This window comes from Mycobacterium sp. GA-1285 (assembly GCF_001499905.1).
Classification (GTDB): domain Bacteria; phylum Actinomycetota; class Actinomycetes; order Mycobacteriales; family Mycobacteriaceae; genus Mycobacterium.
Genome location: NZ_LQIS01000023.1, coordinates 44,675 through 57,797, shown reverse-complemented (window position 1 = coordinate 57,797; position 13,123 = coordinate 44,675). Strand labels below are relative to the sequence as shown.

The window sequence follows — 13,123 nt, the reverse complement described above, 5'->3', positions numbered from 1 at the left end:
CTAATCAATGGCGTCAGGAGTCGGAGATGGCACATACGGGCCCACGGTACGAGGGAGACACCTGGGACCTCGCATCGAGCGTCGGCGCGACGGCGACGATGGTCGCGGCCGCGCGGGCGATCGCCAGCACCGGCGAGGACGCGCTGATATCCGATCCGTACGCCGAGCCGTTGGTGCGGGCCGTGGGCGTGGACTTCTTCACTCGCCTCGTCAGCGGCGAACTCAAGCTCGAGGACCTCGACGCGGACGCCTCGGATTCGGGGGCGGCGGTCGGAATGGCGCGGATGACCGACAACATGGCCGTGCGGACGAAGTTCTTCGACGAGTTCTTCGTCGCCGCCACCGGAGGTGGCGATTCAACGGGAGCCGCCGAAAGTGGTGTCCGGCAGGCGGTGATCCTGGCATCGGGACTCGACGCGCGCGCATACCGGTTGGCCTGGCCGGCCGGGACGACGGTCTTCGAGATCGACCAGCCCGACGTCATCGCGTTCAAGAGTCAGGCAATGACCGATCTCGGGGCCGAACCGACCGCCCAGCGCAGGGCCGTGGCGATCGACCTCCGATTCGACTGGCCGGCGGCGCTCGCGGCGGCTGGCTTCGACCCGGCCCTGCCGACCGCATGGAGCGCCGAGGGCCTACTCGGGTATCTACCTCCCCAGGCACAGGACACGTTGCTCGACACGATCACCGCGTTGAGCGCTCCCGGTAGCCGGGTGGCGGTCGAGAGCGGCCCCTCCAGCAGCGACCCCGCCGACCGGGAGAAGATGCTGGCCCGGATGCAGGAATCAGCGCAGCGGTGGCGCCGACACGGCTTCGAACTCGACTTCGCCGAACTCGTCTACATCGGCGACCGCAACGAAGCGGGCGCCTACCTCGAGGAGCGGGGCTGGCGCTTGACCCGCCGCACAATCGGCGATCTGCTGGCCGACAACGGTCTGCCGCCGCTGCCCGAGGACGACGGAGCCGGCAGGTTCGATGAGATGCAGTACATCAGCGGGATACTCGAGAGGTGAGCCGCACCGATTCGGACAGCTGGGACCTCGCATCGAGCGTGGGCACCACGGCCACGATGGTCGCGGCTGCGCGGGCGATCGCCAGCCGCGAGGACGATCCGCTCTTCGACGATCCATACGCCGCACCGCTGGTGCGTGCGGTCGGCATCGACTTCTTCACCAGCCTGGTCGACGGCGGCACCCTAGGCAACGACATCGACGGCGCCGGGGCCGAGTTCATGGCGAGGATGATCGCGGTGCGCACGAGATTCTTCGACGACTTCTTCATCGACGCGACGACCGCAGGCGTTCGGCAGGCGGTGATCGTGGCGTCGGGACTGGACTCGCGGTCCTACCGGCTGCCGTGGCCCGACGGGACCGTCGTCTACGAGATCGATCAGCCGCAGGTGATCGAATTCAAGACCGCGACGATGTCCTCGCTGGGGGTTTCCCCGTCGGCCGAGCTGCGCACCGTCGGTGTCGACCTGCGCGAAGACTGGCCGAAGGCATTGCAGGACAGCGGATTCGATGCCACTCGGCCGACCGCGTGGAGCGCGGAGGGACTGCTCGTCTACCTGCCGCCCGAAGCACAGGACAAGCTGTTCGACGATATCGGCACGCTGAGTCCGCCGGGCAGCAAGCTCGCCACCGAATACCATCCCGACGCCGCAGCGACGATCGGCGAACGCAGCAGGGCGATCAGCAAGCAGTGGGGTGATAACGGCGTCCACCTCGACATCTCGCACCTCTTCTACGAGGGCGAGCGCCGCCACGTCGTCGAATATCTGACCGAACACGGGTGGCAGGTGTCCACCAAGAGCCGGCCCGAGGTGTTCGCCGAATACGGCCGAGAATTCCCCGATACGGAATTGCTTGCGCCGATGCGTGATTCGCTCGCGATCGTCGCGACCCGCAACTGAGGAGCACGAATGGCCCGCACCGACAACGACACCTGGGATCTGGCATCGAGCGTCGGCTCGACGGCGACGATGGTCGCCGCACAGCGCGTATTGAGCCACCGCGAGGGCCTGATCGATGATCCGTACGCCGAACCTCTGGTGCGCGCGGTCGGCCTGGACTTCTTCATCCGGGCGCTCGACGGCGAGATATCGCTGGACGCCATCGACCCTCGCTTCAACACGCGCCGCGCCGCCGAGGGAATGGCCGTGCGCACCCGCCATTTCGATCGGTTGTTCACCGACGCCGCGGCAGCAGGTGTCCGCCAGGCAGTGATTCTGGCGGCGGGGCTCGACGCCCGTGCCTACCGTATGCGGTGGCCGACGGACACCACCGTCTTCGAACTCGACCAGCCGGAGGTGATCGCCTTCAAGAGCGACACCCTGGCGGCACTGAGGGTCGAACCGACCGCCGACCGGCGCGTGGCGGCGATCGATCTACGCGATGACTGGCCAAAAGCGCTGCTGGACAACGGTTTCGATCCGACGAAGCCGACCGCGTGGATCGCCGAGGGTTTGCTGATCTACCTGCCGCCCGAGGCTCAGGACCTCCTGTTCGACCGGATCGACGAGTTCAGCGCGCCGGGTAGCCGGGTGGCGACCGAGCACATCCCCGACGTCAGCATGTTCTCCGACGAGCGCTCCCGCGAGATCGCCGAGAGGCTCCGGGCGTACGGGCAGAACATCGAGATGGGCGAGCTCATATTCCACGGTGAGCGCAATGACGTCGTCGACTATCTGACCGAGCGCGGCTGGGACGTCACGACGCAGAAGATGCCGGAAGCTTACGCCGCCAACGGTTTCACGTTCGACGAGGACAGCACGATCGGCTTGTTCAGCGACATGAGCTACCTGTCGGCGATCAAGCGCTGACTCTCTCGCTAGAACCGGTAATCGCCGAACAACAAGGCGCTAACGCCACTGAGCGACCGCTCCGTCTGGTCGGCCAACTGCGCCACGGACCGCCCGAGCAGGCCGACGACCACGTCCGGCAGCGATGCCGCCGGCTGCGAAGACGGCTTGGGCCGCAGCCGGTCCAGCAGCGAAGAACCGGGATACGAGACGATGCGCACCTCGGCGTCAGCGTCTATCCCTGCCAGAACCTTCGCCCTCGTGATCGCGTCGCGCAGGCCGCCGAGATCGTCGATCAAGCCGCGCTCGTGCGCGTCCGCGCCGGTCCACACCCGACCCCGCGCGACGGCGTCGACGGCCTCGACGTTCATCTTGCGGCCCACGGCGACCCGCTCGATGAAATCCGTGTAGACCAGGTCAGCCTCGGCTTCCACATGCGCGCGTTGTTCGTCGGTGAACGGCTCGTTGAGCGACCACGCGTCGGCATTGCGGTTGGTGCGGACCGTCCCCGAGCCGACACCGAGACGCCCCATGAGCTCGCGGGCCACCATCTTCCCCGCCATCACACCGATCGACCCCGTGATGGTGCCGGGATTGGCGACGATCTCGTCGGCGATCATCGACACGTAATAGCCGCCCGATGCCGCAACCGCACCCATCGACGCGACCACCGGCTTGCCCTTGTCACGAGCCCGCTGTACTTCACGCCAAATGGTCTCCGATCCCGATACTGAACCGCCGGGGCTGTCCACCCGGAGCACGATCGCCGACACTTCATCTGCCGACGCGGCTTCACGAAGCGCCGCGGCGATCGTGTCTCCGCCCACGCTCGAACTGCCCAGCGGCACCGGCTGCGTGCCGCTCCGACCACTGACGATTAGCCCGTGCAGTGTCACCACCGCGATGGTTGCCTTCTTGCGGCCGGGGATGGGTGGTCTGGGCAGGCCCGCGCGATGCGCCGTCGCCCGCGCATACCGCGGCAGGAACAGTCGCGGCGGTGCGTCGTCGGAGTCCGCGTCCGCCCCGGGTGTGAAGTCCGGTGCGCCAACCAGTTCGGCGATGCGCGCGTACGCCTCGTCGCGGAAACCAACTCGGTCGATCAGCCTGCCGGCCAGGGCGTCGTCGCGCAGCAACGGCGCCTTGTCGGCGAGCGCGTCTACTTCTTCGGGCTCGATGTGACGCGACTCCGCGACCGCCTCGACCACCTGGGCGTGCAGGCTCTGAATCAGATGCTCGTCGGCCTCGCGATGGGCCTCGGTGTAACCGTCCTCGGTGAAACGGTTTACGGCGGACTTGTATTCACCCCGTGCGATGTACTGCGGCTCGAGTCCGATCTTGTCGAGGGCCCCGCGCAGGAACAGTGCGTTCGTCGCGAACCCCACCAACCCCACCGTGCCCGCCGGCTGCATCCATACCTCGCGGAACGCCGACGCGAGATAGTACGACAGGGTGCCCGGATAGGTCTCGGCCCATGCCAGTGACGGCTTCACATCGCTGAACGCCGCGATGGCCGAACGCAATTCCTGCACCGGGCCCGGCGATGCAGCCGGCAGCTGCACCCGAGCGATCAAGCCGGCCACCCGGTCGTCCTCGGCTGCCCGGTGGATCGCCGCGACGGCCTCCCCCAGTAGCAACGGGCGCCCGGATCCGGAGATCAACGCGAGCGGGTCGAACCCACCGGTCTCGCTCGGCACCGACGTCAGATCCAGTTCGAGCACGCAACCGTTCGGGACGCCGTTGTGGCGGGCGGTGTCGATGCGCCGAGCCAGCGCACGTGCGTCGTCGAGCCCGGGAAGACCGGAGATGCCGGGCAGAAAAGCGAACATGGTTCGAGCGTACCGACGCCACGGCGCGCCTCGCCCCAGCCGAGGGAACTCGCGACTACCTGAACCGAACACGAAAGCCCCTACCTTCACGGCAGGGGCTCCCGGTCGACGGTGGGGTTACAGCTCGGTCGCCGAACCGCCCGCCGAGGTGATCTTCTCGCGGGCGCTGCCGCTGAACTTGTGCGCGGTGACGTTCACCTTCACGGTGAGCTTGCCGTCGCCGAGCACCTTCACCAGCGTGTTCTTGCGCACCGCGCCCGCGGCCACCAACTCGTTCACTCCGACGTCGCCGCCCTTGGGGAACAGCTTGTCGATGTCGCCGACGTTGACGACCTCGTATTCGGTGCGGAAGCGGTTGCGGAAGCCCTTGAGCTTCGGCAGCCGCATGTGGATCGGCATCTGACCGCCTTCGAACGTCGCCGGAACGTTCTTGCGCGCCTTGGTTCCCTTGGTGCCGCGACCCGCGGTCTTACCCTTCGAACCCTCGCCGCGACCCACACGCGTCTTGGCGGTTTTCGAACCGGGCGCCGGCTTCAGGTCATGCAGTTTGATAGGTGTCATTATGAGGCCTCTACTGCTTCAACTTTGACGAGGTGATGCACGGTCTTGATCAGGCCGCGCGTCTGCGCGTTGTCCTCACGCACGACCGACTGGCGAATCTTGCGCAGCCCCAACGACCGCAGGCTCTCCCGCTGTCTCCAACGCGCACCTATGGTGCTGCGTACCTGGGTGATCCTCAGCTCTGCCATGGTTATGACGACCCTTCACGCGCAGCCGACGCGGCGAGCGCCTCGGCCTCTCGGCGCGCCCGCAGCATGCCCGCAGGCGCCACGTCTTCGATCGGGAGGCCGCGGCGGGCCGCGACCTCTTCGGGACGTTGCAGCAGCTTCAGCGCGGCAACCGTGGCATGCACCACGTTGATCGCGTTGTCGCTACCCAGCGACTTGGCCAGGATGTCGTGCACGCCGGCGCATTCCAGCACCGCGCGGGCCGCACCGCCGGCGATCACGCCGGTACCGGGGCTGGCCGGACGCAGCATCACCACACCGGCGGCGGCCTCCCCCTGCACCGGGTGGGTGATGGTGCCGCCGATCAGCGGAACCCGGAAGAAGTTCTTGCGTGCCTCTTCGACGCCCTTGGCGATGGCCGCCGGAACTTCCTTGGCCTTGCCGTATCCGACGCCGACCATGCCCTTGCCGTCACCGACGATCACCAGCGCGGTGAAGCTGAATCGTCGACCACCCTTGACCACCTTGGAGACGCGGTTGATCGAGACGACGCGCTCGAGGTAGTTGCTCTTGTCACCGCCGTCGCGGCCACGACCGCCACGGTCGTCGCGGCGGCCACGACCGTCGCGGTCGCCCCGCGACCCTCGGCCGTCCTGGGGGCCGCCGGCTGTTGCCTGTTCGGCCATCATGCAGTCCTTCCCATTGTGTTGACCTCAGTCATCAGAATTCCAGCCCGCCTTCGCGTGCCGCATCGGCCAGCGCCGCAATCCGTCCGCCGTAGGTGTAACCACCGCGGTCGAACACGACCTTGTTGATCCCAGCGGCCTTCGCGCGCTCGGCGATCAGCTGACCGACCCGCACGCTGTGGGCTTTCTTGTCGCCGTCGACGGCCCGCACGTCGGCCTCGATGGAGGATGCCGCCGCCAGTGTCGTCCCTTCCAGGTCGTTCACCAGCTGCACGTGGATGTGCCGCGACGAACGGTTGACCACCAGCCGCGGCACCTCGGCCGTACCGGAGATCTTCTTGCGCAACCGCGCATGCCGACGCAGTCGCGCGACCCGCCGGGTCTGCGAGATGTTCTGGCCCACGGGCTTGCGCGTCGGTGCTGCCGATGCCGGATCCTTTGTGGTTGAAGCCATTTCTACTTACCTGTCTTTCCGACCTTGCGGCGGATCTGCTCGCCCTCGTAGCGAATGCCCTTGCCCTTGTAGGGATCGCTCTTGCGCAGGCGGCGGATGTTCGCCGCGACCTGGCCGACCTTCTGCTTGTCGATGCCGGAGATCGAGAACTTCGTCGGTGTCTCCACCGCGAACGTCACACCCTCGGGGGCGGTGATCGTCACCGGGTGGCTGTAGCCCAACGCGAATTCGAGGTTGGAGCCCTTGAGCTGCACGCGGTAACCGACACCGAAGATCTCCATCTTGGTGGTGTAACCCTCGGTGACACCGGTGATCAGGTTCGCCACCAGTGTGCGCGACAGACCGTGCAGGGAACGGCTGCGCCGCTCGTCGTCGGGGCGCGTCACCACGATGGCGCCGTCGTCGTCACGGGCGACCCGGATCGGGTCGGCCACCGCCAGTTCGAGAGTGCCCTTGGGCCCCTTGACCGACACGTTCTGCCCGTCGATCGACACGTCGACCCCGCTGGGCACCGGCACCGGCTGCTTTCCAATACGCGACATTTGAGCTCTACTCCTTCTCGCCTACCACACGTACGCGAGGACTTCGCCGCCCACGCCCTCTTGGGCTGCCTGGCGGTCGGTCCGGAGCCCCGACGACGTGGAGATGATCGCCACGCCGAGGCCGCCGAGAACCCGCGGCAGGTTGGTGGATTTCGCGTACACCCGCAGTCCGGGCTTGGACACGCGGCGCAGACCGGCGATGCTTCGCTCCCGGCTGGGGCCGTACTTCAGTTGCACGACAAGCGACTTGCCGACCCGCGCATCCTCGGTGCGGTAGTCGGCGATGTAGCCCTCTTTCTTCAAGATCTCGGCGATGTTGGCCTTGATCTTGGAGTGGGGCAAGGTCACCTCGTCGTGGTACGCCGAATTGGCGTTGCGCAGACGTGTCAAGAAGTCTGCGATCGGGTCCGTCATAGTCATCGTGCGCTGCTCCTCCTCGTCGCTGCGTCCCCCTCGCAGCTCCGCTGCGGGGGGCGCCCCCACCGCATCGTCGTCATCGCGGTCATGACAGCCGGTTCACCTTTCTCGCGGTGGTTCCCGGGTATTCGGGCCTGCCGCAACCTGTTTGGTTGGACTGGTCGAGCTGGGTTACCAGCTGCTCTTCTGCACGCCGGGCAGTTCGCCGGCGTGTGCCATCTCGCGCAGGCAGATCCGGCACAGGCCGAACTTGCGGAAGACGGCGTGCGGACGCCCGCAGCGCTGGCAGCGGGTGTAGGCGCGCACCTTGAACTTCGGCTTCTTGTTGGCCTTGTTGACCAATGCCTTCTTTGCCATAACTCAGTTCTCCTTGAACGGAAAGCCCAGCGCCCGCAGCAACGCTCGTCCTTCGTCGTCGGTCGTCGCCGAGGTGACGACGGTGATGTCCATGCCACGGGGGCGGTCGATGGAGTCCACATCGATCTCGTGGAACACCGACTGCTCGGTGAGCCCGAAGGTGTAGTTGCCGGTGCCGTCGAACTGCTTGGGCGACAGCCCGCGGAAGTCGCGGATACGCGGCAGTGCGATCGAGATCAACCGGTCGAGGAACTCCCACATCCGGTCGCCGCGCAGCGTGACGCGAGCACCGATCGGCATGCCCTCGCGGAGCTTGAACTGGGCGATGGACTTACGCGCGCGGCGGATCTCCGGCTTTTGGCCGGTGATCAGCGCGAGATCGTTGACCGCGCCGTTGATCAGCTTCGCGTCACGGGCGGCGTCCCCGACGCCCATGTTGACGACGACCTTGACCACGCCGGGGATCTGCATGACGTTCGCGTAGCCGAACTCCTTGGACAGCGCGTCGCGGATCTCTTCGCGGTAACGCTGCTTGAGGCGCGGGAGGGTCTTTGCGGTGTTTTCGACGGTGGTCATGTCAGTTGATGTCCTTGCCGTTGGTCTTGGCGATGCGGACCTTCTTGCCGGTCTCCTCGTCAACCCGGTACGCGATGCGGGTGGGCTTGCCGTCGGAGTCCACGACCATCACGTTGGAGACGTGGATCGGCGCCTCCTGGGTGACGATGCCGCCGGACTGGGCGCCTCGCTCGTTGCTCGACACCGCCGTGTGCTTCTTGATCCGGTTGACGCCCTCGACGAGGACCTTGTTGCGGGCCGGGTAGGCGACCAGCACCTTGCCCTTGGCGCCCTTGTCCTTACCGGAGATGACCAGGACCGTGTCGCCCTTGTGGACCTTCATCTACAACACCTCCGGAGCAAGCGAGACGATCTTCATGAAGCGCTTCTCGCGCAGTTCTCGGCCGACGGGGCCGAAGATGCGGGTGCCGCGCGGGTCGTTGTCGGCCTTGATGATGACCGCGGCGTTCTCGTCGAACTTGATGTAGCTGCCGTCGGCGCGTCGGCGTTCCTTGACGGTCCGCACGACGACGGCCTTCACGATTTCGCCCCGCTTGATGTTGCCGCCGGGAATGGCCTCCTTGACGGTCGCGACGATGACATCGCCGATGCCGGCATAGCGCCGGGACGAGCCGCCGAGCACGCGGATGCACAGGATCTCCCTGGCACCCGTGTTGTCGGCGACCTTCAGCCGCGATTCCTGCTGAATCACTCGATCTCCTCAACCTAGCCCCCGGTCGCTGGCGCTCCTGCCCCACCGGGCGACCTGGTTTGTATGCACGCCAGATACCGACCTGACGTGCGCGGTCTTGCTGTCACCGAAGGGCACGCGGGGTTTTCTCGAAGAGAACCGAGGTCTGCCCAAGGCAACCGCTTGATTCTATGGGAGGACCTGCAGGAAGCCAAATCGCCGCTGATCACGCCCATCCCCAGCACCGCGAGCGAGCGCGTTTGTCGCCGACACGCCGCGGATCTTCGACACTTCATGCACGCTCGCTCGCCCCGAGCGTGCCCATATCCAGAAAGCTCCCACGGGGTCTTCCACATCAGCGCGAACGCAGGCCCGGCGGGGTCCTTCATGAGTCCTCAGTCTTTCGCGAAGGCGCGCGCGAACTCCCTCTCCAGATCCAGGTACGGCTTACCCGAGACGTCGATGTTCACCTGAGCGATGGTGCCCCCTGTGAACGCGAACGGCGGTTTGTACGACCGCGAAACCGGGGATCCGGCGTTCCTGCCGATGCTCAGGCTGGCACCGGCAAGACCGAACGTTCCCGGGTGCACCCGCATCCCGGTGAACGTCGCGACCTGCTGCTCGTCGACATACAAAGCAGCGTCTCCGAGGGGCGTATGACTCCCCTCCGCAGTTCCAGTACGCACGTAGGCGACCCCGAATGTGTGCCGCCCCGAGGGAATCGCATCCGGTGAGGCCATATGTTGCTCCTGTTCACCCAGGAAGTTGTAGACGTAGTGGAGCCGCCCGTCCTGGACGAACATCACGTGACCGCCGTGAGCGCCGCCGTGCTTGAAGATCACGCCTTCCGCGCCTGCCGTGTCGATCGTCATCTCGGCCATGGCCGCGAACGACCGCCCCGATATCTCGACCGCAGCGCCGGTACCGACGTCGGCCGTGCCCGGGTAGTAACGGTACGAGCCACGCTGGCCGGCCAGGCTCGGCCGCCACCGGGATATCGTGTCGAAGATGTTCAGATCGCCAAGCGGCAGCCCGTTGTACCTGTCGGCCTCGGAGAACCACAGCTCCTTGAGTTCTTCGAGCTTGTCCGGGTTTTCGGCGGCCAGATCGTGACATTGGCTGCGGTCGGCTTCGATGTGGAACAACTCCCAGCGGTCGCTGTCGAAATGTGACCAGCCCGCCGGGGACGCGGCGTGAACGGTGTTGGCGAACCAGCCGTCGTGCCAGATCCCCCGAGTTCCGAGCATCGTGTAGAACTGTGTGTGCTTGTCCGTCGTCGCCGACGAATCCCTCAGCACCGCTTCGAAACTCAGGCCGTCCAGCGGCTTCTGCGCCACTCCCCTGACCGTTTCCGGCGGGGTGATACCCAGAAGGTCATAGATCGTCGGCGTGACGTCGCAGACATTGATGTAGCTGTCTCGTACCTCGCCGTGTGCGGCGATCCCTTTGGGCCAGGAGATGATCGCGGGGTCGGCGATGCCTCCTTCGTGTGAGGCGTACCGCTTGAAGAGTTTGTACGGTGCGTTGAAGGCCATCGCCCAACCGGTCGGATAGTGGTTGTAGGTCTCTGGCCCGCCGAGGTTGTCGAGAAGACGCAAACCGTCCTCGACTGTGTCGATGTACCCGTTGAAGAACTTGATTTCGTTGACCGAGCCGTTCGGGCCGCCTTCGCCGCTCGCACCGTTGTCGGAGATGACGACGATGATCGTGTTGTCGAGCTGACCGGACTCCTCCAGGTAATCGAGGATGCGACCGATTTGCGCGTCGGTGTAGGACAGGAATCCGGCGAACACTTCGGCCATGCGCGCAAACAAGCGCTTCTCGTCGTCGCCGAGCTCATCCCACGGCCGCACCGTGTCCTGCGTCGGCCACGGTTCACCGTTGGGTCCCTTGACGTCTTCGTACGGATTCATCGGTGATAGTTCGGTGTCGGCGGGAACGATGCCGAGCTTCTTCTGGTTTTCCAGCACGATCTCGCGGTATCGCTCGTAACCCATGTCGAACTTGCCCGCGTACCGGTCGGCCCACTCCTTGAAGACGTGGTGGGGAGCGTGCCCCGCCCCGGGGCACACATAGGAGAACCACGGCTTGTCGGGGGCGATGACCTTCGCATCGCGGATGAACTCGATGCTCTTGTCCGCCAAGTCCTTTGACAGGTGGTAACCCTCCTCCGGCGCCGCCGGTGGCGCGATCGGATGGTTGTCGTAGACCAGATCCGGATACCACTGGTCGGTCTCGCCGCCCATGAACCCGTAGAACCGCTCGAAGCCGCGCGATAGAGGCCAATGTCGTTTGGTCGATGCGAGATTGGATTCCTCGAGCGGCGTCAGATGCCATTTACCCACGCAGTACGTGTTGTATCCATGTTCGGCCAGCACCTCGGACAGCAGCGCGGTATCGAGAGGGATCCGCCCGTTGCAGCCGGGGAAGCCGTCGGTGAACTCCTCGATGGTCGCCATGCCGACCGTGGTCGGATTGCGGCCGGTCAACAGGGAAGCCCTGGTCGGCGAGCAGAGCGCGGTGGTGTGGAACTGCGAGAGTCGAACGCCGCGTTCGGCGATACGGCTCATGGTGGGCATCTCGACGAGGCCGCCGAAGCAGTCCCATGTGGCGATACCGATGTCATCCCAGACGAGGTAGAGCACGTTTGGGGCGCCTTCGGGAGCCGACGGTGCGGCGTACGGGCCCCAGTCCGGTTCCGAGTCTCGGATGTCGAGTTCGATCTTGCCCTTGAATTCGGTCGCCATGCCCGCCTCGTCCGGTGTCGCGTCGCAGTTGGCCCGGAGATTACACGGGGGACGTGTCGGTTAGCTGACGATTCGACGACGACGCCATCGCCGGTCGCTTGGTCAGCCAGCACCGCGTGATCCCGAGACGAACCGTCCAACCCAGCCATGCGCCCATTCCAGCGGCCAACCATTAGAAGTGGTCGGGCATTCCTGCCAAAAGTGCTGTCCTGCAAGGGATGAAATGACACATGGATGACCGGCGTCCAAGTCCGGTTGGTGATGACCGACAGCGCCAGCACTGCGCCGGCAACGTCCCGTTTGACTTCGGATCCGGGTTGAGTCAACTGCTCGACGGCATCGCCAACAGAATCGCCCAGCCGGTGACGGGACCTCTCACCGAAGGTGCGCCGCGTATTTCGAGCAAAGCCGTGGCAGTTGTGGTGATGCGCTCACGTGTTTCTATCTTCGACTCACACGCGAGGACCAGCCAGTTCGTATACCGTTCGCACCTGTGACTAGGTCGTTTCGGCGCTTCGATGAGTGGCTCAACCGCCGGCTCGAAGAGTGCGCGCGCAATGCGGGCACGGACGTGGACACCTACGTCGCACGTGCTGTCGGCGTACAGATGGTCTGCGACCAGATGCGCACCAAGCTCTCGGCGAAGGAACTGCTCACCCACCTGTCCGAAACAGGGGTGCTCGACAGCGATTCCATGCCGGACGTGTCGGCGGTGACCACCGACCCCGACCGACTGAGCTCTCTTCATTCCACCGGACTGCTCGACTCGCCTCCAGAACCGGTCTACGACCGGATCACCCTCGCTGCGGCAGAAGCGTTGGACACCCCGTTCGCCGCGGTGACCCTGGTCGACGCCGACCGTACGTTCTACAAGAGCACCGCCGGGATGGGAAATCTCTCCATCGAGGAACGGGCGATGCCGTTCGACCAATCCATCTGCCAGTACACCGTTGCCGACGGAGCCGCCCTGGTCATCGAAGACGCACGAACCGACCCCGTGTTCATGAACCACCCGATGGTCCGTGGCGGCGCGCTGGCCGCATACCTCGGCATACCGCTGGTCGATCATGCCGGCCACGCCATCGGCACGCTGTGTGTGTCCGATAGCAAGCCAAGGCAGTGGAGCACCGGACACGTCCAGATCTTGAGCGATCTGGCGCAACTCGTGGTGGAGCGGATATTCGCTCCCCATCCCACTTCAAGCGCGTGAGCGCGAATCTTCGGCTAACCCGAAGTCCGCATGACGCGGAGTGCGCATTTCTCGACCGTCGATACGGCTGCGTGGTTTGGCGTCGGGGTGGGTACAGTGCCTCTAGCATA

Annotated in this window: 16 protein-coding genes; 4 read left to right on the top strand and 12 right to left on the bottom strand. The window is 65.5% G+C overall.

Annotated features, from left to right (window positions below):
* The first annotated feature begins 26 nt into the window (after window positions 1-26).
* The 3 genes from AU193_RS14015 to AU193_RS14005 are packed head-to-tail and all read left to right on the top strand — an operon-like array spanning window position 27 to window position 2,821.
* Window positions 27-1,013 carry a class I SAM-dependent methyltransferase gene (locus AU193_RS14015; RefSeq protein ID WP_064422972.1) on the top strand — a complete coding sequence of 329 codons (987 nt, stop codon included), beginning with the start codon at window positions 27-29 and terminating at the stop codon, window positions 1,011-1,013.
* Window positions 1,010-1,912, top strand: coding sequence for a class I SAM-dependent methyltransferase (locus tag AU193_RS14010; protein WP_064422971.1), 903 nt, complete (start codon window positions 1,010-1,012; stop codon window positions 1,910-1,912). Before AU193_RS14015 ends, AU193_RS14010 begins: the two co-directional genes overlap by 4 nt.
* A gap of 9 nt (window positions 1,913-1,921) precedes the next feature.
* The gene (locus tag AU193_RS14005) at window positions 1,922-2,821 is read left to right on the top strand and encodes a class I SAM-dependent methyltransferase (protein ID WP_064422970.1); all 900 of its coding nucleotides are present in this window, start codon (window positions 1,922-1,924) and stop codon (window positions 2,819-2,821) included.
* 8 nt (window positions 2,822-2,829) lie between these two features.
* On the opposite strand, the gene sppA is transcribed toward AU193_RS14005, so the two are convergent.
* From sppA to AU193_RS13945, 12 genes are all read right to left on the bottom strand, one after another.
* A complete protein-coding gene (sppA, locus tag AU193_RS14000) occupies window positions 2,830-4,626 on the bottom strand; it encodes a signal peptide peptidase SppA (RefSeq protein WP_064422969.1) in 1,797 nt (598 codons plus the stop codon).
* A gap of 117 nt (window positions 4,627-4,743) precedes the next feature.
* Window positions 4,744-5,187: a 50S ribosomal protein L15 gene (gene rplO / locus AU193_RS13995; RefSeq protein ID WP_064422968.1), complete on the bottom strand. Its 444-nt coding sequence runs from the start codon at window positions 5,185-5,187 to the stop codon at window positions 4,744-4,746.
* The gene (rpmD, locus tag AU193_RS13990; RefSeq protein WP_064422967.1) at window positions 5,187-5,375 is read right to left on the bottom strand and encodes a 50S ribosomal protein L30; all 189 of its coding nucleotides are present in this window, start codon (window positions 5,373-5,375) and stop codon (window positions 5,187-5,189) included. Before rpmD ends, rplO begins: the two co-directional genes overlap by 1 nt.
* Before the next feature lie 2 nt (window positions 5,376-5,377).
* The gene (rpsE, locus tag AU193_RS13985; protein ID WP_064423144.1) at window positions 5,378-6,040 is read right to left on the bottom strand and encodes a 30S ribosomal protein S5; all 663 of its coding nucleotides are present in this window, start codon (window positions 6,038-6,040) and stop codon (window positions 5,378-5,380) included.
* 34 nt (window positions 6,041-6,074) lie between these two features.
* Window positions 6,075-6,494, bottom strand: a complete 420-nt coding sequence (rplR, locus tag AU193_RS13980) for a 50S ribosomal protein L18 (protein ID WP_064422966.1) — start codon at window positions 6,492-6,494, stop codon at window positions 6,075-6,077.
* Window positions 6,495-6,496: 2 nt separating this feature from the next.
* Window positions 6,497-7,036, bottom strand: coding sequence for a 50S ribosomal protein L6 (rplF, locus tag AU193_RS13975; protein WP_064422965.1), 540 nt, complete (start codon window positions 7,034-7,036; stop codon window positions 6,497-6,499).
* A gap of 21 nt (window positions 7,037-7,057) precedes the next feature.
* Window positions 7,058-7,456: a 30S ribosomal protein S8 gene (rpsH, locus tag AU193_RS13970; RefSeq protein ID WP_059165153.1), complete on the bottom strand. Its 399-nt coding sequence runs from the start codon at window positions 7,454-7,456 to the stop codon at window positions 7,058-7,060.
* 168 nt (window positions 7,457-7,624) lie between these two features.
* Window positions 7,625-7,810 carry a type Z 30S ribosomal protein S14 gene (locus AU193_RS13965; RefSeq protein ID WP_059101363.1) on the bottom strand — a complete coding sequence of 62 codons (186 nt, stop codon included), beginning with the start codon at window positions 7,808-7,810 and terminating at the stop codon, window positions 7,625-7,627.
* A 3-nt stretch (window positions 7,811-7,813) separates the two neighbouring features.
* Window positions 7,814-8,386: a 50S ribosomal protein L5 gene (gene rplE / locus AU193_RS13960; RefSeq protein ID WP_064422964.1), complete on the bottom strand. Its 573-nt coding sequence runs from the start codon at window positions 8,384-8,386 to the stop codon at window positions 7,814-7,816.
* Between the two features lies 1 nt (window position 8,387).
* Window positions 8,388-8,708 (bottom strand): 50S ribosomal protein L24, encoded by a 321-nt coding sequence (gene rplX / locus AU193_RS13955; RefSeq protein WP_064422963.1) that lies wholly within the window; start codon window positions 8,706-8,708, stop codon window positions 8,388-8,390.
* Window positions 8,709-9,077, bottom strand: coding sequence for a 50S ribosomal protein L14 (rplN, locus tag AU193_RS13950; protein WP_064422962.1), 369 nt, complete (start codon window positions 9,075-9,077; stop codon window positions 8,709-8,711). It lies immediately after the preceding gene.
* A 374-nt stretch (window positions 9,078-9,451) separates the two neighbouring features.
* The gene (locus AU193_RS13945) at window positions 9,452-11,803 is read right to left on the bottom strand and encodes an arylsulfatase (RefSeq protein ID WP_064422961.1); all 2,352 of its coding nucleotides are present in this window, start codon (window positions 11,801-11,803) and stop codon (window positions 9,452-9,454) included.
* Between the two features lie 493 nt (window positions 11,804-12,296).
* On the opposite strand from AU193_RS13945, the gene AU193_RS13940 reads away from it, so the two are divergent.
* On the top strand, window positions 12,297-13,013 hold the full coding sequence (locus AU193_RS13940; RefSeq protein WP_064422960.1) for a GAF domain-containing protein: 717 nt from the start codon (window positions 12,297-12,299) through the stop codon (window positions 13,011-13,013).
* Window positions 13,014-13,123: the final 110 nt, after the last annotated feature.